The organism is Saccharothrix carnea, assembly GCF_003014735.1.
GTDB lineage: Bacteria > Actinomycetota > Actinomycetes > Mycobacteriales > Pseudonocardiaceae > Actinosynnema > Actinosynnema carneum.
Genome location: NZ_PYAX01000005.1, coordinates 105,689 through 128,756 on the forward strand (window position 1 = coordinate 105,689; position 23,068 = coordinate 128,756).

Here is a 23,068-nt window from a genome sequence, read left to right on the forward strand (position 1 = left end):
CCTCCCTGTTCCAACTAGTGGAGTGGGACGGACCGGACCGGGTTCAGGTTCCCGACTCTTCCCAGTGCGATCAGGTGCGACCACGTCCGCCCGCCGCGCGGGAGGCTATCCGCCTGACCAGCGCACGCGGAACCAGGCGCGCGAACAACGTGATGGCTTTGTACTGGGCACCCGGCACGGACAGCACCTTGCCCGAGCGCAGGTCGGCGAGGCAGTCGTGCACCACCCGGTCGGCGTCGAGGTAGAGCAGGTCGGGCGTCTTCGACATGTCGATCTTCGCCCGTTGGTGGAACTCGGTGCGCACGAAACCGGGGCACAACGCCATCACGCGCACACCCGTGCCCGCCGTGGCCATCGCCATGCCCTCGGAGAACGACGTCACCCACGCCTTGTCCGCGCTGTAGGTCGTGCCGCGGCCGGGCAGGAACCCGGCGACGCTGGACACGTTGACCACAGCTCCGCGCCCGCGTGCCACCATCCCGGGCAGCGCCGCGCGGGTCAGCCTCAGCACGCTGGTCACGTTCACGTCCAGTTGGGACTGCAGTTCGACCGGGTCGGCGGCGAAGAACTCGGCCGAGAGGGCGAAGCCCGCGTTGTTGACCAGCAGGTCGACCTCGCGTTCGGCGAGGAAGTCGGCGACCTCGGCGCGGCCGGTGTCGGTGGCCAGGTCGGCGGGCAGCACCTCGGCGGTGATGCCGTGCGCGGCGCGCAGCTTGGCCGCCGTCTCCTCCAGCCGCTGCTCGTCGCGGGCGACCAGCACCAGGTCGTGGCCCTCGGCGGCGAGCCTGCGGGCGAACGCGGCGCCGATGCCCGACGACGCGCCCGTCACCAGGGCGGTCGGCGGCGTCACGGCTTGCGCCCGAACTGCGGGCGGTGGACCTCGCCACCGGCGTCGGCCTCGGGATCGGCCTCGAACGGGTCGATCACGTCGGCGAGTTCGCCGAGGTCGCGCAGCAGCCGTTCCAGGCGGGCCGGGGTGGAGTTGGGCGGTGCGGCGGCGAGCACCCAGTCATCCTCCAGCCAGACGACCGTGACGTCCCCGCCGATCTCCTCGGCGGCGTCGACCAGGTCGGGGGTGATGAGCTTGCGGGCGGCGGGCAGCTCGCTGACGAACGCGTACCGCGAGCCGACCGGTCCGAGCAGGTCGGGCATCTGGTCGCGCTGGAACGGCACGCTCGGCAGCCACAGCTCGATGACCACGGACAGCGCACGGCGGCAGCGCACGCCCACGAGGACGGAGTTGACCTTGCCGCTGGTCTCGTGGTCGAGCACGTAGACCTGGCGGCGGCCGTCCGCGGTGAAGGTGGAGCCCGCGACGACGTCCTTGGCCACGCCCGCGCCGTAGTAGGCGATCGCGCCGCTCTCCCAGCGGGTGGGCAGCACGTGGTCGGTCTCCTCGAACTGCCAGCCGCGCAGCGCCGCCCAGCGGCGGCGTTCGCGGTTACGCGCGGTTCGCTGTGCCCGGTCGGTCGCGAGCAGGGCGAACCCCGCGACGCCCGCTACCGCGGCGACGGTGAACCAGACCCACGCCGGTATGCCCACGGTGCGAGAGTAGCGGGCTGCGGTGAACAAACGAAGATCACTTGAGGCGTGGGTCGCGCGAACGGATCAAGCTGTTACCCGGATCGCAGGCCCACCACGACCCCTGCCACGACCCACCGCGCAGGCGCGCGTTCCGACTTATCCACAGGCCACAGCGTTGTCCACAGGCAGCCGCCCGCCACTCGCCCTCTGTCGGTCCGCGCCGGCAGAGTAAAAAACAGGGGTCCCCCGGTCGGGGACCCCTGCGGAGCCAACTCGGAGCGTCGGATGCCGCGACGCCGGGTGCCGGGTGCCGGGTGCCGGGTGCCGGGTGCCGGGTGCCGGGTGCCGGGTGCCGGGTGCCGGGTGCCGGGACAGTGAACCGCCGGACCCGGATGTCGGGCACAGCGAGTCGGTCAGCGCCGAGCCACCGATGGCAGGCGACACCTGACGCGGCGACGGCGGGGTAGCGAGAAGCTGGACGCCGCGCAGGCGTGACCCGCGAAAGCGGGACAGCGAGACATCAGCCGGCACGACGCGCCGCCGACCGAGCACGTGCCCGGTGGCCGGCAGCCGACCGCGTCACCCCGTCCGCCGCGCCCAGCGGCCACCCGGCGAAGCCGAGAGCAGCGGCTCCCGGCCTCGACCACGGACGAGCCAGCGCGATCAAGCCCGGCCGACGATCAGGCCCGAGTGGTCGTCCAGCACCTCCACCTTCACCGTGTCCCCGTCACGCACCTCGCCCGCCAGCAGCTCCTTCGCCAGCTGGTCACCGATCGACGACTGCACCAGCCGCCGCAACGGCCGGGCGCCGTAAACCGGGTCGAAGCCGTTCAGCGCGAGCCACTCGCGGGCGGCGGGGGTGACCTCCAGGGTCAGCCGGCGCTGCGCGAGCCGCCGACCGAGCCGGTCGACCTGGATGTCCACGATGGACGTCAGCTCCTCGGTGGCCAGCGAGTGGAACACCACGACGTCGTCCAGCCGGTTGAGGAACTCCGGCTTGAAGTGCGTCCGCACGACCGACATGACGGCGTCGGTGCGCTGCCGCTCGTCCAGGGTGGCGTCCGCGATCACGTGCGAGCCGAGGTTCGAGGTCAGCACCAGGATGGTGTTGCGGAAGTCCACCGTCCGACCCTGACCGTCGGTGAGCCTGCCGTCGTCGAGCACCTGCAGCAGCACGTCGAACACGTCCGGGTGGGCCTTCTCGACCTCGTCGAGCAGCACCACCGAGTACGGGCGTCGCCGCACGCTCTCGGTCAGCTGTCCACCCTGGTCGTAGCCGACGTAGCCGGGGGGCGCGCCGACCAACCGGGCCACCGAGTGCTTCTCGGAGTACTCGCTCATGTCGATGCGGATCATCGCCCGCTCGTCGTCGAACAGGAACTCCGCCAGCGCCTTGGCCAGCTCGGTCTTGCCGACGCCGGTCGGACCGAGGAACAGGAACGAGCCGGTCGGCCGGTCCGGGTCCGCCACGCCCGCGCGGGTGCGCCGGACCGCGTCCGACACGACCCGGACCGCCTCGGCCTGGCCGACCACGCGCTTGGCCAGCTCGTCCTCCATGCGCAGCAGCTTCGCCGTCTCGCCTTCGAGCAGCCGACCGGCCGGGATGCCCGTCCACGCGGACACGACGTCGGCCACGTCGTCCGGCCCGACCTCCTCCTTCAGCATCACGGCGGCGTCCTGGGTGGTGCGGGTGGCCGCCTCCAGCTCCTTCTCCAACGCCGGGATGCGCCCGTACCGCAGCTCGGCGGCCCGGCCCAGGTCGCCGTCGCGCTCGGCCCGCTCCGACTCGCCGCGCAGCTGTTCCAGCTGCTCCTTCAGGTCGCGGACCTTCTCGATCGAGCCCTTCTCGTTCTGCCAGCGCGCGGTCAGCCCGGCCAGGTCCTCGCGCTGCTCGGCCAGCTCGGCGCGCAGCGCGGCGAGCCGTTCCACCGAGGCCGGGTCCGACTCCTTGGCCAGCGCCATCTCCTCGATCTCCAGCCGGCGCACCGCGCGTTCGACCTCGTCGATCTCGACCGGGCGGGAGTCGATCTCCATGCGCAGCCGGGACGCGGACTCGTCCACCAGGTCGATGGCCTTGTCCGGGAGGAAGCGGGCGGTGATGTACCGGTCGGACAGGGTGGCGGCGGCGACCAGGGCCGCGTCGGTGATGCGCACGCCGTGGTGCACCTCGTAGCGGTCCTTGAGGCCGCGCAGGATGCCGATCGTGTCCTCGACCGACGGCTCACCGACGAAGACCTGCTGGAAGCGGCGTTCCAGGGCGGGGTCCTTCTCGACGTGCTCGCGGTACTCGTCCAAGGTGGTCGCGCCGACCATGCGCAGCTCACCGCGGGCCAGCATCGGCTTGATCATGTTGCCCGCGTCCATGGCGGACTCGCCGGTCGCGCCCGCGCCCACGATCGTGTGCAGTTCGTCGATGAACGTGATGACCTGGCCCGCGGAGTCGGTGATCTCCTTGAGCACGGCCTTCAGCCGCTCCTCGAACTCGCCCCGGTACTTCGCCCCCGCCACCATCGCGCCCAGGTCGAGCGCGACGACCTTCTTGCCGCGCAGGCTCTCGGGCACGTCACCGGCCACGATGCGCTGGGCCAGGCCCTCGACGATCGCCGTCTTGCCCACGCCGGGCTCGCCGATCAGCACCGGGTTGTTCTTCGTGCGGCGGGACAGCACCTGCACGACGCGGCGGATCTCGGTGTTGCGGCCGATGACCGGGTCGAGCTCGCCCTTGCGGGCGCGTTCGGTCAGGTCGACGCCGTACTTCTCCAACGCCTGGTAGGTGCCCTCCGGGTCCGGGCTGGTGACCCGCGCCGAGCCGCGGACCTTGCCGAACGCCTCCTTGAGCGCCTCCGGGGTCGCGCCGTGGCGGCGCAGCAGGTCGGCGACCTGGCCGCCGTGGTGCGCGAGGCCGACCAGCAGGTGCTCGGTCGACACGTACTCGTCACCCATCTCGGTGGCGAGTTCCTGTGCCTTGCTCAGCACGCGGACCGCGTCACGGGAGAACTGGGGCGCCGACACGGACGACCCGCTGGCCGCGGGCAGCGCCCTGGCCAGCTGTTCCAGCTCCTTGTGCACCTGCTTCGAGTCCGCGCCGACGGCGGAGAGCAGGGGCGCGGTCAGGCCGTCGCCCTGGGCCAGGAGCGCGCCGAGGAGGTGGACCGGGCCGACGTCGGGGTTGCCCGCGATGGTCGCCGCCTGCACGGCGGCGGACACGGCCTGCTGCGTCTTCGTGGTCGGGTTGAAAGCGTCCATTCCTCACCTCGGTCGGGTGTTTCCGTGCGCGGGGCCGGTGTCGCGCACCGGCCGTCATCCAGCTCAACGTCAGAAAAGTTGAGCCAGTTCCACTCAACCTAGTGGAAGTGGTGTGGTGTGGGCCACGGCACGGCCGCGCCGACACGGGGGCGCACGACCGGTCGGAAACTCGGGTGCGCCCGATCAGCCCAGCCCGCGACGATCAGCCCATGACATCACTCGTGCACCACATCACCGTCGACTGCGCGGACGCCTACGAGCTGGCCCGGTTCTGGAGCCAGGTGACCGGTCGGCCGATCTCCGACGAGGACACCCCGGGCGACCCCGAAGTGCTGGTCGAGCTCGCCGAAGGGCCGGGGCTGCTGTTCATCCAGGTGCCGGAGCCCAAGGCGGTGAAGAACCGGGTCCACCTGGACCTGCAGCCCGACACGACCCGTGACGCCGAGGTGGAGCGGCTGCTCGGGCTCGGTGCGACGCTGGTGTCCGACATGCGCCGGCCGGACGGCAAGGGCTGGGTCGTGCTCGCCGATCCGGAGGGCAACGAGTTCTGCGTTGAACGCAGCGCAGCCGAGCGCGCCGACCAGGCCTGACACCCGTCACCCACATGTCGCAGCCGGTTGTCCACACCGGCTGCCCAGTTGTCCACAATCCGCAGGTGGGAATCCACAGGCGGCTGCGGCCCACCGCACCGGCGCGGTCTGCCGGCCGCCACCAGGGTGAACGTTCGGCGGGACGCGCCCGGTGGACGTCCCGGATGACGTCCACCGTGTCGCGTGGCCCACGTGCCGAGAGGGGGCATGCGTCTGGCGGTGGGCCGCAAGCGCCGGATTCGGTATACGTGGTAGGGAATGTCCACTCGTTTGCGGGAACGGTGAGCGACCGTCCGTGACCGCACTGCACTCGAAGGTGGCATCAAGGAGTCGACCGGCCAGTTGGCGGGTTAGTGTCCCCTCGTCGGGGATGGAAGCTTGACGAGGACGTAGCGCCCTTGCTGGCGCCGCCAGAAACGTGGAGACTGCGCCCGGACCATGACTGCGAACGCCGTGTTGAGCCCCATCCCGAGCCCGCCACACCGAGAACCTCCTCCTGGTGTCACCGCTATGGTGCGGATGATCCGGGAGAGCTTCGCGGTGGTGGAGCCGCGCGCCGAAGAGGTAGCCAAGTTCTTCTACGGCATGCTCTTCAGCCTCGCGCCGGCGACCCGTGAGATGTTCCCCGCGAACATGGAGGTCCAGCGCAGCCGCCTGCTGCGCGCCCTGGTCCACGTCGTGCAGATGGTGGACAGACCGGACGACCTGATCCCGTTCCTGCGGCAGCTCGGGCGCGACCACCGCAAGTTCGGCGTGGTGAACGTGCACTACGAGTCCGTGGGCACGGCGCTGCTGGCGGCGGTGAAGAAGTTCGCCGGGGCCGCGTGGACGCCGAAGGTCGAGATGGCGTGGGCCGAGGCGTACACGATCATGGCGCGGGCGATGCAGGAGGCGGCGGCGGCCGACGACGGTCCGGCCTACTGGCACGCCACCGTGCTGGAGCACCAGCGGGTGAGCTGGGACCTGGCGGTCGTGCGGCTGCAGCCGGATCACCCTGTCGGGTATCGCGCCGGGCAGTACGTGAGCGTCGAGACGCCGCAGCGCGCTCGGCTGTGGCGGTACTACTCGCCCGCGAACGCGCCCCGTGACGACGGCATCATCGAGTTCCACATCCGGTCGGTCGAGGGCGGGTGGGTCAGCCGGTCCGTCGTCGGGCACACCCAGCCGGGTGACGTGTGGCGCATCGGGCCGCCGATGGGTCGGCTCAGCGTCGACCGCAAGTCCGGGCGGGACGTGCTGATGGTCGCCGGCGGGACGGGTGTGGCGCCGATGCACGCGATCATCGACGAGATGGCGCAGTGGGGCGAGAACCCGCGGGTGCACCTGTTCATGGGTGGGCGGACCCGTGAGGACTTGTACGACTTGGACAACCTGCAGCGGTTCGCCATGACCAACCCGTGGCTGACCGTCGTGCCGGTGCTCGAGTCGGATCCCGGTGCGCGCGGCGTGGAGCAGGGCACGCTCGCCGACGTGGTCACGCGCTACGGGGCGTGGGAGGACCGGGACGTGCTGGTGTGCGGCTCACCGTCCATGATCCGGGCCACCGTGTCCCGGATGCTGGTCGCCGGCACCCCGCTCGACCGGATCAAGTACGACCCGTTCACCCTGGACTAACCCACTTCGCGAAACTTCTTCACGTTCGCCGCACGCCCGTGACCCGCCCCGGCCACCACCTGACCGCACAGCCGCTCACAACGCCGCAGGCGCCGATTCCAGCTGCGGCTGGCTGATTCGCGCCGGGTCACACCTGATTCGCGCACCGGGTCACGGCCGGTATACGCGCCGAATCACGGCCGGTTTGCGCGCCGGGTCACGGCCGGTTTGCGCGCCGGGTCACGGCCGGTTTGCGCGCCGAGTCGCTGCTGGTCACGCGCCGAGTCGCGGTTGGTTGACGCGCCGCGTCACGGCGGCCCGGGCCACGCCGCGCCCAGCACGGCCGCCAGGGTCTCCGGCCGACTGGTCTGCGGGCAGTGCCCGCCGTCGACCTCGATCGCCTCGACCCCGAGCCGCTCGCGCGCCGCACGCCGCATCCACGACGGCCGCAGCGTGCGGTCCTCGCGCGGCTGGACGTAGGTCGACGGCAGGTCGGGCACCTCGTGCACCTCGCGGTACGTCGCGGCGGGGTAGAACAGGCGCAGCGTCCGCAGGCCCGCGCGCACGCCGGCCAGGTCGCAGTCGTGGAACAGGAAGTACGAGGCCACGACGGGGTCCGCGGTGGGCGGGTCGGTGAGGGACCGCCACTCCGGGTTGAACATCTCGCCCGTGTCGACGGCCAGCTCGTCGGCCAGGGAGACCGGGCCGGGGATCATCGCGGCGATCCAGGCCAGGTGCGAGGCGCCGACGGCCCGGGCGATGGCGGGCATCAGCAGGCCGGCGCCGGAGTGGCCGACGAGGACCGGGGCCAGGGCGTCGCCCGCTTGGGCGCGGGCGATCGCGGCGTAGTCGGCGGCGCGCAGTTCGGGGCGGTCGGTCGGCAGGTCCACGGCGACGGTGCGGTGGCCGCGTTGGCGGAGCAGGTCCTCGACCGGGCGCCAGGCGGCCGGTGACTGGGTGGTGCCGTGCACGAAGACGTAGTCCACGTCGTCCAGTCTGGCGCGGGTTCGGCGTCGCGGGGTTCCTCATGGCTAACCGAGGTACGGGAACGGTGTTTCCGTACATTTTCGGGCGATGATCACCCTATCGAGCGACACCTGGGACACCGGCGGTGCCGCGGGCCCGAGGTCAGCGCTTGGAGTTCGGCTTCCAGACGACCAGGGCCGTCTCGTGGCGCACCGGCACCAGGTCACGTCGGTACGAGGCGTGCACGGACGCGGCGGCGTGCTCGGCGGCGGCCATCGCGGAGGCCACTTGTTCGGTCAGCTCCTGCACCTTGGCGCGCAGCGCGCCGACCTCGTTCTCCAGCTCGATGATCCGCTTGATGCCGGCGAGGTTCACGCCCTCCTCCTGCGAGAGGCGTTGCACCTCGCGCAGCAGCACGATGTCGCGCATCGAGTACCGACGCCCGCCTCCGGACGTGCGGCCCGGCGACACCAGGCCGAGCCGGTCGTAGGCGCGCAGCGTCTGGGCGTGCAGACCGGACAACTGGGCCGCCACGGAGATGACGAAGAACGGAGTGTCCTCGTCAGTGCCGGGCGGGAACGGGAAGCTCACACCGACCTCTTCTCCAACAGGGCGTTGAGCTCTGCGCGCGGGTCGTGCTTCGCCGTCGCCGACGCGTAGTTCTCCAACGCCTCCCGGGCTGCGGCATCCATGTTGTTCGGCACCGCCACGGTCAACGTGATGAGCAGGTCGCCGACCTGGCCGTCACGCTTGGCGATGCCCTTGCCCTTCGCCCGCAGCACACGACCGCTGGCCGTGCCCGCGGGCACCTTCAACGTCACCTTGCCCTCCAGCGTGGGCACGGTCAACGTGGTGCCCAGCGCCAGCTCGGGGAAGGTGACCGGCACGGTCACGGTCAGGTCGTTGCCCGACCGGCCGAAGATCGGGTGCGGGTTGACGTGCACGCGCACGAACAGGTCGCCCGCGGGACCGTTGTTGCGGCCCGGCTCGCCCTGCCCGGCCAGCCTGATCCGCTGGCCGTCGTCCACGCCCGCCGGGATGCGGATGGTCAGCGTCCTGGTCTTCGTGCTGACGCCGTCGCCCTCGCACTCCGGGCACGGGTCGTCGACGATCCGCCCGGTGCCGCGGCAGTCGGCGCACGGCTCGGAGAACGCGAACGCACCCTGGCTGCGGGTCACCAGGCCGGCGCCGGCGCAGTTCGGGCAGGTCCGCGGTGACGTGCCGGGACGCGCACCGGAGCCGGAGCACGTGCCGCAGGTGGCGGGGCTGGACAGGCGCATGGGCACGGTCGCGCCCTTCACGGCTTCGGTGAAGTCGATCCGGACGTCGGTCTCCACGTCCTCACCGCGCCGCGGCCTGGTCGCGGACGCGGACCCGCCGGCACGGCGGTTGAACAGCCCGCCGAGCAGGTCGCCGAGCCCGCCCATGCCACCGGGCTGGGCGCCCTGGCGGCCGAACAGGTCGCCGACGTCGAACCCGCCGCCGCCCGTGCCGAACCCGCCGGGGAACCCGCCGCCTCCGGAGAAGAGGCGGCGGGCCTCGTCGTACTGCTTGCGCTTCGCGGTGTCCGACAGCACGCCGTACGCCTCGGACACCGCCTTGAACCGCGCCTCGGCCTTGGCGTCACCGGGGTTGGCGTCGGGGTGCAGTTCCCGCGCCAACTTCCGGTACGCCTTCTTGATCTCATCGGCCGAGGCGTCGGAGGTGACGCCCAGCTCGCGGTAGAAGTCCTTCTCGATCCAGTCGCGAGCGCTCAACGGACGCCGCCCCCTTTTCAGTCTTGCTGCTGTTGCTCTACGACCGGCTTCTCGACGGCCTCGTCGGCCACGGGCTGCTCGGCGGCGGGCTCGTGGTCGGTCACGGCGACCAGCGCGGGCCGCAGCACGCGCTCGCCGAACCGGTAGCCGCGGCGGAGCACGGCGGTGACGGTCGGCCCGCTGACGTCCGGCGAGGTGCCGTGCTGCACGGCCTCGTGGACGGACGGGTCGAACTCCTCGCCCTCGTGCCCGAACGGCTCGAGCCCGGTGCCGTGCAACGCGCTGACCAGCTTGTCGGCCACCGCCTTGAACGCGCCGGTGAGGTCGCCGTGCGCGCCGGCCCGCTCGATGTCGTCCAGCACGCCCAGCAGCTCGCCCGCCACCTGCGCCTTGGCCGTGGTGATCACCAGTTCCCGGTCGCGCTCGACGCGCTTGCGGTAGTTGGCGTACTCCGCGGTCAGCCGCTGGAGGTCGGCGGTCCGCTCGTCCAGCTGAGCCTTCAGCTCGACGGTCGGGTCGACGGCCACGGCCTGCGCCTCGTCCGGCGCCTCGGGGGCGGCGTGCTTGCCGCCGCTCTCCGAGGAGTCGGGTTCGGCGCCCGGCGGCAGGTCGGTCTGGGACGCGCCGGCCTCCGGCTGCGGGTTCTCGTCGTGCTCGGGCTCCCGCACCTGACCCGTCTCCGGGTCGATGCGCCTGCGGTCGCGCACCACCACGTGGGGCTGTTCCTCGGGCTGGGTCACTTCTTCTCGTCCTCGTCGACGATCTCCGCGTCCACCACGTCGTCGGCCTTCGGCGCGTCACCGGCGGTCGTGCCACCGGCGGCGCCCGCGGCGTCGGCCGTGGGTGCGGCGTTGGCGTACAGGGACTGGCCGATGGCCTGGGACTCGGTGGCCAGCTTCTCCACCGCGGCGCGGACCTTGGCGATGTCCTCGCCCTTGAGCGCCTCGGTGGTCTCGGCGACGGCCGCGTTGACCTTCTCCTTGACGTCGGCCGGGATCTTGTCCTCGTTCTCCTTGAGGACCTTCTCCGTCTGGTAGACCAGCGTCTCGGCCTGGTTGCGGACCTCGGCCTCGTCGCGGCGGCGCTTGTCCTCCTCGGCGTGCGCCTCGGCGTCCTTGATCATCCGCTCGATGTCGTCCTTCGGCAGCGCGGAGCCGCCGGTGATCGTCATCCGCTGCTCCTTGCCCGTGCCCATGTCCTTCGCGGACACGTGCACGATGCCGTTCGCGTCGATGTCGAAGGTGACCTCGATCTGCGGGACGCCGCGCGGCGCCGGCGGCAGGCCGGTCAGCTCGAACATGCCGAGCTTCTTGTTGTCCCGGGCGAACTCGCGCTCACCCTGGAACACCTGGATCTGCACGGACGGCTGGTTGTCGTCGGCGGTGGTGAAGATCTCCGAGCGCTTGGTCGGGATCGTCGTGTTGCGCTCGATGAGCTTGGTCATCACGCCGCCCTTGGTCTCGATGCCCAGGGACAGCGGGGTGACGTCGAGCAGCAGGACGTCCTTGACCTCGCCCTTCAGCACACCGGCCTGCAGGGCCGCGCCGACCGCGACGACCTCGTCCGGGTTCACGCCCTTGTTCGGCTCACGGCCGCCGGTCAGCTCCTTGACCAGCTCGGCCACCGCGGGCATGCGGGTGGAACCGCCGACGAGCACCACGTGGTCGATGTCGCCGACGCTGATGCCGGCGTCCTTGATCACGTTGTTGAACGGCGCGCGGGTGCGCTCCAGCAGGTCGTTGGTGATGCGCTGGAACTCGGCGCGCGACAGCGTCTCGTCCATGAACAGCGGGTTCTTGTCCGCGTCCACGGTGATGTAGGGCAGGTTGATGGAGGCGTTGTTCGAGCTGGACAGCTCGATCTTGGCCTTCTCGGCGGCCTCGCGGATGCGCTGCAACGCCATCTTGTCCTTGGTCAGGTCGATGCCGTTGGTCTGCTTGAACCGCTCGACCAGCCAGTCGACGATGCGCTGGTCCCAGTCGTCGCCGCCGAGGTGGTTGTCACCGGAGGTCGCCTTGACCTCGACCACGCCCTCGGCCAGCTCCAGCAGCGAGACGTCGAACGTGCCGCCACCGAGGTCGAAGACCAGGATGGTCTGCTCCTTGTCGCCCTTGTCGAGGCCGTAGGCCAGGGCGGCGGAGGTGGGCTCGTTGACGATGCGCAGCACGTTGAGGCCCGCGATCTGGCCGGCCTCCTTGGTGGCCTGGCGCTGGGCGTCCTCGAAGTAGGCGGGGACGGTGATGACCGCGTCGGTGATCTCCTCGCCCAGGTAGGCCTCGGCGTCGCGCTTGAGCTTCATCAGCACGCGCGCGCTGATCTCCTGCGGCGTGTACCTCTTGCCGTCGACGTCGTCGGTCTTCCAGTCCGTGCCGATGTGGCGCTTGACGGACCGGATCGTCCGGTCGACGTTGGTCACCGCCTGGTTCTTGGCGGGCTGACCGGTGAGCACCTCGCCGTTCTTGGCGAAGGCGACGATGGACGGGGTGGTGCGCGACCCCTCGGAGTTGGCGATCACCGTCGGCTCGCCACCCTCGAGAACCGCGACGACGGAGTTGGTCGTCCCCAGGTCGATGCCGACCGCTCGCGCCATTGGATTCCTCCTGGTAGTGCGTCTGTGAGAGCCCCGCGTTGAGCGGTACCGGCTCAAGTTTAGCCGGCGCTGGCGGACTTGAGTCCACCCGGCTCAATCTTTCTGCCTGTCCAACGGACGGGGTGGTCGCGGTGTTCCCGGATCGAGGTGATCCGGGACACTCGACGACATGGAGTCACCCGCCGACATGATGGCCGCCCTCAGCGCGTCGATGCTCGCGCGCACCGGTCGCACGCTGGACGAATGGGTCGCGCTGGTGGAGGCGAGCACGCTCGACCCGCTCGACCAGAAGGCCGTCCGGGCGTGGCTGCGGGACGTGCACGGGGTGAAGCAGAACTCGCAGTGGACGATCGCGGACGCGGCGGCGCGGCGGGCCGGGTGGGTGGAGCCGACATTCGCCGAGTACGTCGACTCGCAGTACTCGGGGCGCAAGGAGGCGCTGCGCCCGCTGTTCGACCGCATCGCGACGCTGGCCCTCGGGCTCGGCGAGGACGTGCGGGCCGAGGGCCGTGCGACCTACGTGCCGTTCGTGCGGGGGCGGCAGTTCGCGGCCGTGCGGGCGCTGGCGTCGCGGGTCGACCTGGGCCTGCGGTTCACCGACGTGCCGGAGAGCGACCGGTTGACGCCCGGCGGCCCCGGCCAGGCGACGCACAAGGTGTCGCTGACCGGGGCCGACGAGCTGGACGGCGAGGTGGAGGCGCTGCTGGTGGCGGCGTACGAGCAGAACGCCTAGGCGGCGGTGCGCACGGTCACGTCGCCGCTGCCGGCGCGCAGGACCAGCTTGGCGGCGGCGTCCGGGTCGTTCTCGACCTTGATGTCCCGCTCGCCGCTGCCCGCCTCGACGTCGATCTTGTAGGCGCCTTCCGGCACGTCGACGGTCAGGTCGCCGCTGCCCGCGTCGGCCGTCACGGACGTCACCGCGGCGAGCCGCACGGTCACGTCACCGGAGTTGCTGTCGATGGTCACCGCGCCGCGCATGTCCGACAGCCTCGTGGTGCCGGAGCCGACGTCGCCGGTGAAGTCGCCGCCCACGCCGGCCACCTCCAGGTCGCCCGAGCCGTTGTCGACCCGGACCACGCCGCTGACGTCGCGGACCGTCGCGTCGCCGGAGCCGACCTCGATCTCGACGCCGGCCACGCCTTCGAGGCGGACGTCGCCCGAGGAGTTCTCGCCGGTGATCCGGACGTCCTTGGACGGCACCGTGACCTCGTAGTTCACCGTGCAGCGGCTGCCGCAGCCGTCGAGGACGAGAGTGGAACCCTCCAGGCGGTGAGAGACGCCGGTGGGCTTGTCGGCGTCCTTGGGGTACTCGACGCGCCGGCGGATCTCCGTCTCGGTGGCGCCTTCCTTGCCGCGCACGGTGACGTTGCCCGAGCCGTTCTGCAGCCGGACCTCCGTGACCTGGTCGGACACCGTGTGCTTGTCGTCGAAGCCGTGCTGCACGAGCCGCACGCACGACGTGAGCGCCAGCGTCGCGGCCACCGCCACCCCGACCACCAACGCGATCCGCTTAACCACCGCTGCCCCCTCAGGCGTCAAGGTTGTCGCCGTTCAAGTTAGGGGTACGCGGCCGACCGGCCCACCAGGAAGACCCCCGACCGGATACGGGGGCTGTCCCTACCCCTCCGATCAGCGATCGGTCAGCGAACGGTGTCCTGAGCGTTGAACTCGGGTGTTCCGAACGTAGGACACGCGCGATGTGGGCGTTGGACTCTCGAGGGCTGGGCGTTGGACTCTCGCGAAGCCGGTCAGGCGAGGGATTCGACGACGGCGCGCAGGGCCGGGGCGGAGCGGGCCGGGTCGACCAGGAAGCGCTGCGAGGCGATGACGTGCGTGTCGGTCATCCGCTCCCACACCATGCCCTGCACCGGCACCTCGGTGATCACCAGCCGGAACGGCCGCACGTACCGCCCGAGCCTGCCCTCGACGCCGCGCACCACCTCGCCGATCGGCAACGCGCCCCGGGACGTCACGTACCGCTCGTCGTACTCGGCCGCGGCCGGGGCCAGCGCCAGCACCGCCGCCCGCAGCGCGGGCCTGACCTGCAACGACGGCCCGCTCGGGTCGTCCGGCGCGCCACCGTGCAGCTCGGCGCGGGCGTGGTCGAGCACGTCGGCCCACCAGCCGAGCCACTCCTCGGCCGCCGCTGCCCGGTCGACCCCCGCCGGGACCACGACCGGCACCGACGGGTCGAGGCCGGGCAGTTCGGGCACGGTCTCGACGGAGAGCGCGAGCGTGTCCCGGACGAACAGCGCGGTGTTGACCGTCTGATTCGTCCCGTGCGACACCTGCCACGACTCACGACCGGCGAACCTCATGACACCAGTGTCCCGCGCGAAGGTCATCCGCCAAGCATCAGAAGGGACACGACGGGCTCCAAGTCCTCCGCCATTGGGGGGAAATCCGCGATCAACGCCTGGATCAGCAGCCCGTCGAGGCCCGCGAGGACCGCCCGCAGCGCCACCGGGTCCCACCCGGTGGCGACCTCGGCCATGAGCGAGATCCACCGCCGGGCCGCCGCGCGCAGCTCCGGGCGGCGCGCCGCCAGCAGGTACAGCTCGTACTCGGCGAGGGTGCGGCCACGGTGCTCACCGGCGGCGTCCGCGATGAACCGCGCCACGGCGGCGGGCGTCAGCGGCACCTCGCGGAAGCTCGCGGCCATCTCCTCGGCCGACCACGTGAGCGTGGCGATCAGCAGGTCGTCCAGCGTCGCGTAGTAGTAGGTGGTCGACGTCGTCGGCACGCCCGCCTCACGGGCCACGGAACGGTGGCTCACCCCGGCTACGCCGTCCCGCTCGACGACCCGCAGCGTCGCGGCCAGGATCTCCCGCCGACGCCGGTCGCCCCGGACCCGGCGCCCGTCAGGCGGCACCGCTGCTGCCCACCTCGATCGCCACCACGCCCGCGATCACGAGCAGCAGCCCGACCACCATCGTGGCGTTCAGCGGCTCCTTGAACACCACCACCCCGATGCCCGCGACCGCCGCGATCCCGAAGGCGCACCAGATCGCGTACGCCACGCCGATCGGCATGCCCAGCTGGAGCACCTTGCTCAACGCGCCGAACGCGACCACGTACCCCACGATGACCACGACCGAGGGGATCGGCCTGCTGAAACCCTCCGACAGCTTGAGGAACACCGTGGCGGTGACCTCGCCGATGATCGCCACCGCCAGCGCCAGGTACACGAGCACGTCCCGCCCCCAGAAAGTTGAACGTTTGTTCCACTACTCTACGGGCCCTATGTGATCGACCACGTCCAAGTGGTTACCGGCCAGTAATCGGGCGTAGGCTGCCCAGCCAGGAGAACGGACGAGAAAGGCCGCCACCACAATGGGAGCCCTCCAGCTCACCCTCGGCGCCATCGGCGTCGCCGTCAGCGTGTTCGCCTGGGGTCTGTTCGTCGCCGGTGTCCTGCGGATGATCAAGATCATCCGCCTCGGCCAGCCGGACTCGACCCGCAACGGGCCGTTCGCGCCCCGCCTGCGCACGCTGATCGTGGAGTTCGTCGCGCACACCAGGATGGCCAAGTTCCGCAAGGTCGCGCCCTGGCACTGGATGGTGATGTGGGGCTTCCTGATCGGCTCCGCGGTGCTGTTCGAGGCCTACGGCGAGATGTTCCAGCCCGGCTTCCACTGGCCGATCATCGGCACCTGGTCGCCGTGGCTGCTGCTGGTCGAACTGCTCGGCATCGGCACCGTCGTGGGTGGCGTCGCGCTGGCGATCATCCGCCAGCTCAACCACCCGCGCCGCGCCGACCGCGTGTCCCGGTTCGCGGGCTCGGACTTCAAGTCCGCGTACTTCGTCGAGGCGGTCGTGATCATCGAGGGTCTCGGCATCCTCGGCGTGAAGGCGTTCAAGCAGGCCTCCGGCCTGGAGGACCCGCCGCTGTGGTCGTCGTTCGTCACCGCGCCGCTGGCCCAGATCCTGCCCGCGAGCCCCGACTGGGTCTCGATCATGGCGTTCACCAAGCTGCTGTCCGGCATGATCTGGCTGATCGTGGTGTCGAAGAACCTCACCATGGGCGTCGCCTGGCACCGGTTCAGCGCGTTCTTCAACATCTACTTCAAGCGCGAGGACGACGGCGGTGTCGCGCTCGGCGCGCTCAAGCCGATGATGAGCGGCGGCAAGGTCCTCGACCTGGAGGAAGCCGACCCCGACAAGGACGTGTTCGGCGTCGGCAAGGTCGAGGACTTCTCCTGGAAGGGCTGGCTGGACTTCAGCACCTGCACCGAGTGCGGCCGCTGCCAGTCCCAGTGCCCCGCGTGGAACACCGGCAAGCCGCTCTCGCCCAAGCTCGTGATCACGCAGCTGCGCGACCACGCGTTCGCCAAGGCCCCGTACCTGCTGGCCGGCGGCAGCAAGGACATGGCGGGCGACGAGGTCGGCCTCACCGAGGACAAGTACGAGGACTACAAGAAGCGCCTGGAGTCCATCGACGTGCTGGCGCTGGCCGAGTCCGAGCGACCGCTGGTCGGCGGCGCGGACGAGCTGGGCGTCATCGACCCCGAGGTGCTGTGGTCGTGCACGACGTGCGGCGCGTGCGTCGAGCAGTGCCCGGTGGACATCGAGCACGTCGACCACATCGTCGACATGCGCCGCTACCAGGTGCTGATCGAGTCGAACTTCCCGTCCGAGCTGGGCGGCATGTTCAAGAACCTGGAGAACAAGGGCAACCCGTGGGGCCAGAACGCCAAGGACCGCCTCGCGTGGACCGAGGGCCTGGACTTCGAGGTGCCGGTGTTCGACGGCGAGCTGGGTGACGCCGAGTACCTGTTCTGGGTCGGCTGCGCGGGCGCGTTCGAGGACCGGGCGAAGAAGACCACCCGGGCGGTGGCCGAGCTGCTGCACACCGCGGACGTCAAGTACACCGTGCTCGGGCCGGAGGAGACCTGCACCGGCGACCCGGCGCGGCGCGCGGGCAACGAGTTCCTGTTCCAGATGCTGGCGCAGCAGAACGTCGAGGTGCTCAACACCGTCTTCGACGGCCGGCCCGCCGGTCAGCGCAAGATCGTGGTGACGTGCGCGCACTGCTTCAACACGCTGGCCAACGAGTACCCGCAGGTCGGCGGCCAGTTCGAGGTCGTGCACCACACGCAGCTGCTCAACCGGCTCGTGCGCGAGCGCAGGCTGGTGCCGGTGGCCGAGGTCGCCGAGGACGTCACCTACCACGACCCGTGCTACCTGGGCCGGCACAACAAGGTCTACGAGGCGCCGCGTGAGCTGGTCGGCGCGTCGGGCGCGACGCTGCGCGAGATGCCGCGCCACGAGGAGCGCTCCATGTGCTGCGGTGCCGGTGGTGCTCGCATGTGGATGGAGGAGCGGATCGGCAAGCGCATCAACCTCGACCGCGTGGACGAGGCGCTGGGCACCGCGCCGTCGAAGATCGCGACGGGCTGCCCGTTCTGCCGCGTGATGCTGACCGACGGCGTCACGGCCCGGCAGAACGAGGGCACGGCGGGCTCGCACGTCGAGGTCGTGGACGTGGCGCAGCTGCTGCTGACGTCCGTGCGCCGGGGCCTGGCCCTGGAACGCGGCGACATCCCGACCGACGAGACCCCGACCGGCACGCCGTTGCCGGACGAGGACAAGGCCGCGTCGAACTAGCCGCTGCGAGGTCGCGTCGGTCGTTCGCGCCTCATTTCCCGGCGATCACGCTTTCGATCGTCGGGAGATCAGGCGCGAACGACCGACTTCCGGGCGACCGAGCCGCCGTCTGCGGAGCAGCGGCCATGTTTCAGTCGGTCACGCGGTCGTAGACGAGGTTCAGGACCCAGCTGGTGAGGGCGACGATGATCGCGCCCCAGAACGCGGGCCAGAAGCCGGTGACGTCGAACGGCAGGCCGAGCTCGTTCGCCAGCCAGCCGGTCAGCCAGAACAGCAGCGCGTTCACCACCAGGCCGATCAGCCCCAGCGTGACCAGGTAGAACAGGCAGCCGAAGAACTTCACCAGCGGCTTGACCACCGCGTTGACCAGACCGAAGAGCAGCGCGACGCCGAGCAGCGTGCCGATCTTCGCGGGCGTCGACGCGCCCTCCCCCAGGTCGATGCCCGGGATGAGCGTGGCGACCCAGACCGCCACCGCCGTCAGCAGTACGTGCACCAAAATGCCCATGCCGCAGGCTAGCGGTGGCGGTCGTCCGAACGGGTCAGGCGCGACGACGCCCGCGTGCCACCAACAAGGCCAGCGCACCTGCGCCGAGCAGCAGGCCACCGATCGCCAGCCACGGCAGCGGCGTCGCGCCGGTGCTCGCCAACCCGTTGCCGTCGCCACCCGCCACCTGCGCCACGGACGGCGCGGTGGTGGTGGTCGGGCTGGTGGTCGTCGTCGGCGCGGTCGTGGTGGTCGACGTCGGCTGCTCGCCGGTCGTGTACACCAGCGGCACGACCGCGTGGTTGTCCGCGAAGTTCGTCTCCTCGTGCCCGAGTGCCGAGAACGGCCGGATGAGCAGGTGGAACTCGTCGAACTCCGGGTCGTCCAGCCGGTAGGTCAGCCGCACGTCGACGGTCGCGCCGACCGCCATCGGCCCGCTCAGCCGGAACTCCTGGCCGGGCCTGGTCACGGTGACACCGTCACCGGCGCCGACGAACTCCGGCGTCGACCCGAACACCACCATGTCCGGGTTGTCCGGCGCCTCACCCCGGTTCGTCACCGGCACGACCAGCGTGACGACGTCACCCACCCGGTAGGCGTCGGCGGCGGGCTCCAGCCGGGGCGTACCCGCCACGAAGTCGGCGTCCAGGTGGGTGTACCGGACGTCGACGCGCGTCGTCTCGCCGGCGCGCACCACGATCTTCTTGTCCCGCGTCACCGGGTCGATGTCGAACTCGGAGACCTTCGGCGCGAGCTTCAGCTCCGGCGCCTTGTCCGCGACGATCGTCACCTGGTCGCCGACCGGGACGTCGGTGAACTCGTACTCGCCGTTCACCCCGCGCGTCGCCGGTTTCACGTCGACGATGCCGTGGATCAGCCGCACCGTCGGCACGCCCGGGACGTCCCCTTCGTGGGTCTGCCGGACGCCGTCGCGGTTGCGGTCCTGGAACGAGAAGCCGCGCACCGTGCCGCCGCGCACGCCGAAGTCGAACGTGCCACCGCCGCTGACCGGGTTGAACGTCGACTTGGTCGTCGCCTCGAAGATGTCGGTGTTGTGGTTGTAGATCGCGAGCGGGACGTCGGGCAGGTCCTCGACCCGGTAGCGGCCGTTCGCGTCCGTGCCGTACTCGCCGATGAGCTGCTTGGTGGTGGCGTCGAAGACCCGCACACCGCGGCCGTTGGCCAACGGCGGCTCGCCCGCGTCCACCACGCCGTCCGCGTCGCGGTCGAACCACACCAGGCCGTCCAGCACCACGGTGTTCTCATCCGCCACCGCGAGCGGGCTCACCAGTGCCGCCACGCCCACCGCGGCGACGACGGCCGCGAACCGACCGGTCAAGGTTCTCACCTGGAAATCCCCCCAAAGGCCTGCTCTGTCACCTCGTCGTCGCAACGGAGATCATGATCGTTTCGTGACGGCGGTCACGCCGAGCGGATCACCGCGCTCCGGCCTAACGTCGGCGCATGGCAGCTGAGCACTCGAAGGGCGGCGGCGAGAGCACGCTCACCGTCCTGCTCGCCCTCGCGGTGAACTTCGCCATCGCGGTGATGAAGGCGATCGCCGGGGTGATCACCGGGTCGGCGGCGATGATGGCGGAGGCGGGGCACTCGGTCGCCGACACGTTCACGGAGGGCCTGCTGCTGACCGCGTTGCGCCGGTCCACCCGGCCCGCGGACCGCAGGCACCCGTTCGGGTACGGCAAGGACCGGTACTTCTGGTCGCTGCTCGCTGCCGTGTCGATCTTCGTGTCCGGTGCGGTGTTCGCGTTCTACGAGGGGTTCCGGACCGTGTTCGGCGCGCCGCAGGAGCAGGGCAACCCCGTCGTCGGGTACGTGGTGCTGGCGCTGGCGTTCGCGCTGGAGTCCGTGTCGTGGACGCAGGCCGCGCGCCAGGTGCGGCGGGAGGCGCGGGCCCGGGATCGGTCGGTGCTCGCCTACCTGCGGGTGTCGGACGACCCCACGGTGAAGACGGTGTTCCTGGAGGATTCGGCCGCGCTGGTCGGGCTGGTGCTCGCGTTCGGCGGGCTCGGGCTGCACCACCTGACCGGGTCGTCGGTGTGGGACGGCGTGGCGTCGTTGGCGATCGGCGTGCTGCTCGCGTTCGCCGCGTACACGTTGGCGTCGACCAACCGGGGGCTGCTGATCGGCAGGCAGGCCGACCCGGTGCTGGTGCGGGCGGTGTGGTCGTGGCTGCGGGAGGCGCCGGAGGTCGAGCAGGTGGTCGACCTGCTGACGATGGCCGTCGGCACGGACCGGGTGCTGGTGTGCGCGCGGCTCGACTTCGACGACGCGCTGGGCGCGGCCGACCTGGAGCGGGCGTGCGTGCGGATCGACGCCGAGCTGCGTGCCGCGCACCCCGAGCTGGACGAGGTGTTCCTCGAGCCCGTGCCGCGGACGGACCCGGAGCTGCGGTCGCGGGTGCTGGCCAGGTACGGGGACCTGAAGCTCTAGCGGCGGGTGTCCGTGCGGTGGAAGTTCAGGTAGGCGCGTGACGGCGTCGGACCGCGTTGGCCCTGGTAGCGGGAACCGGCCTGGGCCGAGCCGTACGGGAACTCGGCCGCGCTGCTGAGCCGGAACAGGCACAGCTGGCCGATCTTCATGCCGGGCCACAACGTGATGGGGAGGTTGGCGACGTTCGACAGCTCCAGCGTGATGTGGCCGGAGAAGCCGGGGTCGATGAAGCCCGCCGTCGAGTGCGTGAGCAGGCCCAGGCGACCCAGGGACGACTTGCCCTCGAGCCGTCCCGCCAGGTCGTCGGGCAGCGTGACCAGCTCGAACGTCGAACCGAGCACGAACTCGCCGGGGTGCAGCACGAACGGCTCTTCGTCGGCCGGCTCGACCAGCGAGGTCAGGTCGTCCTGCTGCATGGCGGGGTCGATGTGGGTGTAGCGGGTGTTGTTGAAGACCCGGAAGAACCGGTCCAGCCGGACGTCGATGCTGGACGGCTGCACCATGACGTCGTCGAAGGGGTCCAGCACCAACCGGCCGGACTCGACCTCTTTGCGCAGATCGCGGTCACTGAGCAGCACGGGCACAGCCTAGGTGACGGCACCGGACCACCCGCGCACCGGCTTTGTGTATGATCGGTGCCGCACACCAGGCGGGTGTAGTTCATTGGTAGAACGACAGCTTCCCAAGCTGTAGAGGCGGGTTCGATTCCCGTCACCCGCTCCAAAGTAGTCATAGGGGAACCCGCAGCGACCAGGGAAAACCCTGCGACCTGCGGGTTTCCTGCGTCTGGGGCAGCCCTCAGGACGCGCCTGGGGGTCGTAGGAGCCGTCTGGGGCCGTCCGGCCCGCTCGGAGCGAGCACGGGCGCCCGTGACGTTCTGTTAGCCAGCTGTAGCACAGCGTGACCGACCTCGCTGGGCTCGGGCGTCACTTCAACGAAGCCGTCCGAGTCAACCAAGATGCGGTCTAGTGCTGCATCTCGGAACGTTGACCCGCTAATCGGCCCGGTTGGCTGACAGGCCAGGCTGGTCCTCCCATGTCGAGCGGGAGGTGGTTGTGGGTCGTCGTCCGGAGGTGTTCGTCCGGTCGTTGTCGATGGAGGAGGGCCGGAAGCTGGCCCGGATCGGCAGGACCGCGAAGGACCCGGTGCGGTTGCGTCGGGCGATCGTGGTCCTGATGTCCGCTCAGGGGCAGGCGGTCCCTGACATCACGTCGTTGATGCAGGTCAGCGCCGACTATGTGCGTGATGTGATCCACGCGTTCAACGAGCGCGGGTTCGCGGCGCTGGACCCAAAGTGGAGCGGGGGACGTCCCAGGACGATCGGTGAGGCGGTCCGTGAACGGATCTGCCTGATCGCCCGGACGTCTCCCGCCTCCTGGGGCATCACCGCGTTCTCGACCTGGTCGCTGTCGAAATTGCGCGCCCATCTGCTCGACCGCGGCACCGTGGCCGCGATCAGCCGGGAAACCCTGCGCCGCGTCCCGCACGCCGGCGGCGTGTCCTGGCAGAGCACCTCCACCTGGAAGGCGTCCAGCGACCCGGACTTCGTGACGAAGATGCACCGGATCCTGGACCTCTACGACCGCCCACCCGCCGACGGCCGGGTCATCTGCGTGGACGAGTTCGCACCACTCAACCTGATGCCACGCAAGGGCAAAGCGTGGCGCCCGGTCGGGTCACCGCGGCGATTACGGGCTACATACAACCGCCGGCACGGCGTGATGCACATGCTCGCCGCACTCGACCTGACCACCGGGAAGATCCACTACCGCATCCGGCGCCGCAAACGACACGGCGAGTTCCTCGACCTGCTCAAGGCCCTGCGCGCCCGGTGGCCTGAGCAGAAGCTCTACATCGTGGCCGACAACTTCTCGCCGCACCGCCACCCCGACGTCCTGGGCTGGGCTGCGGACAACGACGTCGAGCTGGTGTTCCTACCGACCTACAGCTCCTGGTTGAACTGGATCGAGGCCGAGTTCACCGCTCTACGCTACTTCGCCCTCAACGGCACCGACCACCGCACCCACACCGAGCAGAACACCGCCGTCGCCGCCTACATCCGCTGGCGCAACGCACGAGCCCGACCCAAGACCGGCTTCGCCACCGACTCACCCATCCGCACCTGGACCAATTACCCGACCAAGGTTGCGTGACGCAGCACTAGTCGCCCGTGGCCTGGTGTTGCCGTCTCCACCAACTGGCGAAGTCCCTAACGACGAGCGTTAGGCCGTGCCACCATCAGGGCCGACCTAATGGC

The 23,068-nt window shown here is 70.6% G+C and carries 21 protein-coding genes and 1 tRNA gene; 7 read left to right on the forward strand and 15 right to left on the reverse strand.

Annotation, left to right across the window (positions count from 1 at the left end):
- Positions 1–70: 70 nt before the first annotated feature.
- The 3 genes from B0I31_RS15340 to clpB form a co-directional block, all read right to left on the reverse strand.
- The gene (locus B0I31_RS15340) at positions 71–850 is read right to left on the reverse strand and encodes an SDR family NAD(P)-dependent oxidoreductase (RefSeq protein WP_106616081.1); all 780 of its coding nucleotides are present in this window, start codon (positions 848–850) and stop codon (positions 71–73) included.
- Positions 847–1,542: a type III secretion system chaperone family protein gene (locus B0I31_RS15345; RefSeq protein ID WP_106616082.1), complete on the reverse strand. Its 696-nt coding sequence runs from the start codon at positions 1,540–1,542 to the stop codon at positions 847–849. Before B0I31_RS15345 ends, B0I31_RS15340 begins: the two co-directional genes overlap by 4 nt.
- Positions 1,543–2,187: 645 nt before the next feature.
- Positions 2,188–4,770 (reverse strand): ATP-dependent chaperone ClpB, encoded by a 2,583-nt coding sequence (gene clpB / locus B0I31_RS15350; RefSeq protein WP_106616083.1) that lies wholly within the window; start codon positions 4,768–4,770, stop codon positions 2,188–2,190.
- Between the two features lie 209 nt (positions 4,771–4,979).
- Here clpB and B0I31_RS40625 point away from each other — a divergent pair, with 209 nt between their 5' ends.
- Together B0I31_RS40625 and B0I31_RS15360 are read left to right on the forward strand one after the other, a co-directional pair.
- Positions 4,980–5,360: a VOC family protein gene (locus B0I31_RS40625; protein WP_181320183.1), complete on the forward strand. Its 381-nt coding sequence runs from the start codon at positions 4,980–4,982 to the stop codon at positions 5,358–5,360.
- Positions 5,361–5,870: 510 nt separating this feature from the next.
- The gene (locus B0I31_RS15360) at positions 5,871–6,974 is read left to right on the forward strand and encodes an FAD-binding oxidoreductase (protein WP_106616085.1); all 1,104 of its coding nucleotides are present in this window, start codon (positions 5,871–5,873) and stop codon (positions 6,972–6,974) included.
- A gap of 287 nt (positions 6,975–7,261) precedes the next feature.
- Here B0I31_RS15360 and B0I31_RS15365 read toward each other — a convergent pair whose 3' ends face one another.
- The 5 genes from B0I31_RS15365 to dnaK form a co-directional block, all read right to left on the reverse strand.
- A complete protein-coding gene (locus tag B0I31_RS15365; protein ID WP_106616086.1) occupies positions 7,262–7,939 on the reverse strand; it encodes an alpha/beta fold hydrolase in 678 nt (225 codons plus the stop codon).
- A gap of 142 nt (positions 7,940–8,081) precedes the next feature.
- Positions 8,082–8,510, reverse strand: a complete 429-nt coding sequence (locus B0I31_RS15370; protein WP_106616087.1) for a heat shock protein transcriptional repressor HspR — start codon at positions 8,508–8,510, stop codon at positions 8,082–8,084.
- Positions 8,507–9,676, reverse strand: coding sequence for a molecular chaperone DnaJ (gene dnaJ / locus B0I31_RS15375; protein WP_106616088.1), 1,170 nt, complete (start codon positions 9,674–9,676; stop codon positions 8,507–8,509). Before dnaJ ends, B0I31_RS15370 begins: the two co-directional genes overlap by 4 nt.
- A gap of 17 nt (positions 9,677–9,693) precedes the next feature.
- Positions 9,694–10,416 (reverse strand): nucleotide exchange factor GrpE, encoded by a 723-nt coding sequence (grpE, locus tag B0I31_RS15380; protein ID WP_106616089.1) that lies wholly within the window; start codon positions 10,414–10,416, stop codon positions 9,694–9,696.
- The gene (gene dnaK, locus B0I31_RS15385) at positions 10,413–12,266 is read right to left on the reverse strand and encodes a molecular chaperone DnaK (protein ID WP_106616090.1); all 1,854 of its coding nucleotides are present in this window, start codon (positions 12,264–12,266) and stop codon (positions 10,413–10,415) included. Before dnaK ends, grpE begins: the two co-directional genes overlap by 4 nt.
- 169 nt (positions 12,267–12,435) lie before the next feature.
- Between dnaK and B0I31_RS15390 the strand changes: the two genes are divergently transcribed.
- Positions 12,436–12,999: a DUF5655 domain-containing protein gene (locus B0I31_RS15390; protein ID WP_106616091.1), complete on the forward strand. Its 564-nt coding sequence runs from the start codon at positions 12,436–12,438 to the stop codon at positions 12,997–12,999.
- Here B0I31_RS15390 and B0I31_RS15395 read toward each other — a convergent pair.
- From B0I31_RS15395 to B0I31_RS15410, 4 genes are all read right to left on the reverse strand, one after another.
- Positions 12,996–13,784 carry a DUF4097 family beta strand repeat-containing protein gene (locus B0I31_RS15395; RefSeq protein ID WP_181320184.1) on the reverse strand — a complete coding sequence of 263 codons (789 nt, stop codon included), beginning with the start codon at positions 13,782–13,784 and terminating at the stop codon, positions 12,996–12,998. The two genes, B0I31_RS15390 and B0I31_RS15395, sit on opposite strands and share 4 nt — an antisense overlap.
- 230 nt (positions 13,785–14,014) lie before the next feature.
- The gene (locus B0I31_RS15400; RefSeq protein ID WP_106616093.1) at positions 14,015–14,584 is read right to left on the reverse strand and encodes a hypothetical protein; all 570 of its coding nucleotides are present in this window, start codon (positions 14,582–14,584) and stop codon (positions 14,015–14,017) included.
- 23 nt (positions 14,585–14,607) lie between these two features.
- Positions 14,608–15,138 carry a TetR/AcrR family transcriptional regulator gene (locus B0I31_RS15405; RefSeq protein WP_106616094.1) on the reverse strand — a complete coding sequence of 177 codons (531 nt, stop codon included), beginning with the start codon at positions 15,136–15,138 and terminating at the stop codon, positions 14,608–14,610.
- Positions 15,128–15,460, reverse strand: a complete 333-nt coding sequence (locus B0I31_RS15410) for a DMT family transporter (RefSeq protein ID WP_106616095.1) — start codon at positions 15,458–15,460, stop codon at positions 15,128–15,130. The genes B0I31_RS15405 and B0I31_RS15410 overlap by 11 nt, the downstream gene beginning before the upstream one ends.
- Before the next feature lie 139 nt (positions 15,461–15,599).
- Between B0I31_RS15410 and B0I31_RS15415 the strand changes: the two genes are divergently transcribed.
- A complete protein-coding gene (locus B0I31_RS15415) occupies positions 15,600–17,873 on the forward strand; it encodes a (Fe-S)-binding protein (RefSeq protein WP_106616096.1) in 2,274 nt (757 codons plus the stop codon).
- A gap of 130 nt (positions 17,874–18,003) precedes the next feature.
- On the opposite strand, the gene B0I31_RS15420 is transcribed toward B0I31_RS15415, so the two are convergent.
- Positions 18,004–18,381, reverse strand: a complete 378-nt coding sequence (locus B0I31_RS15420; RefSeq protein ID WP_106616097.1) for a phage holin family protein — start codon at positions 18,379–18,381, stop codon at positions 18,004–18,006.
- A 34-nt stretch (positions 18,382–18,415) separates the two neighbouring features.
- Positions 18,416–19,708, reverse strand: a complete 1,293-nt coding sequence (locus tag B0I31_RS15425; RefSeq protein WP_146173853.1) for a hypothetical protein — start codon at positions 19,706–19,708, stop codon at positions 18,416–18,418.
- Positions 19,709–19,824: 116 nt separating this feature from the next.
- Between B0I31_RS15425 and B0I31_RS15430 the strand changes: the two genes are divergently transcribed.
- The gene (locus B0I31_RS15430; RefSeq protein WP_106616099.1) at positions 19,825–20,811 is read left to right on the forward strand and encodes a cation diffusion facilitator family transporter; all 987 of its coding nucleotides are present in this window, start codon (positions 19,825–19,827) and stop codon (positions 20,809–20,811) included.
- On the opposite strand, the gene dcd is transcribed toward B0I31_RS15430, so the two are convergent.
- Positions 20,808–21,389 carry a dCTP deaminase gene (gene dcd, locus B0I31_RS15435; protein ID WP_106616540.1) on the reverse strand — a complete coding sequence of 194 codons (582 nt, stop codon included), beginning with the start codon at positions 21,387–21,389 and terminating at the stop codon, positions 20,808–20,810. The two genes, B0I31_RS15430 and dcd, sit on opposite strands and share 4 nt — an antisense overlap.
- Before the next feature lie 71 nt (positions 21,390–21,460).
- Here dcd and B0I31_RS15440 point away from each other — a divergent pair.
- Together B0I31_RS15440 and B0I31_RS15445 are read left to right on the forward strand one after the other, a co-directional pair.
- A tRNA-Gly gene (locus B0I31_RS15440) sits at positions 21,461–21,534 on the forward strand.
- A 332-nt stretch (positions 21,535–21,866) separates the two neighbouring features.
- Positions 21,867–22,964 carry an IS630 family transposase gene (locus tag B0I31_RS15445; RefSeq protein ID WP_245949944.1) on the forward strand — a complete coding sequence of 366 codons (1,098 nt, stop codon included), beginning with the start codon at positions 21,867–21,869 and terminating at the stop codon, positions 22,962–22,964.
- Positions 22,965–23,068: the final 104 nt, after the last annotated feature.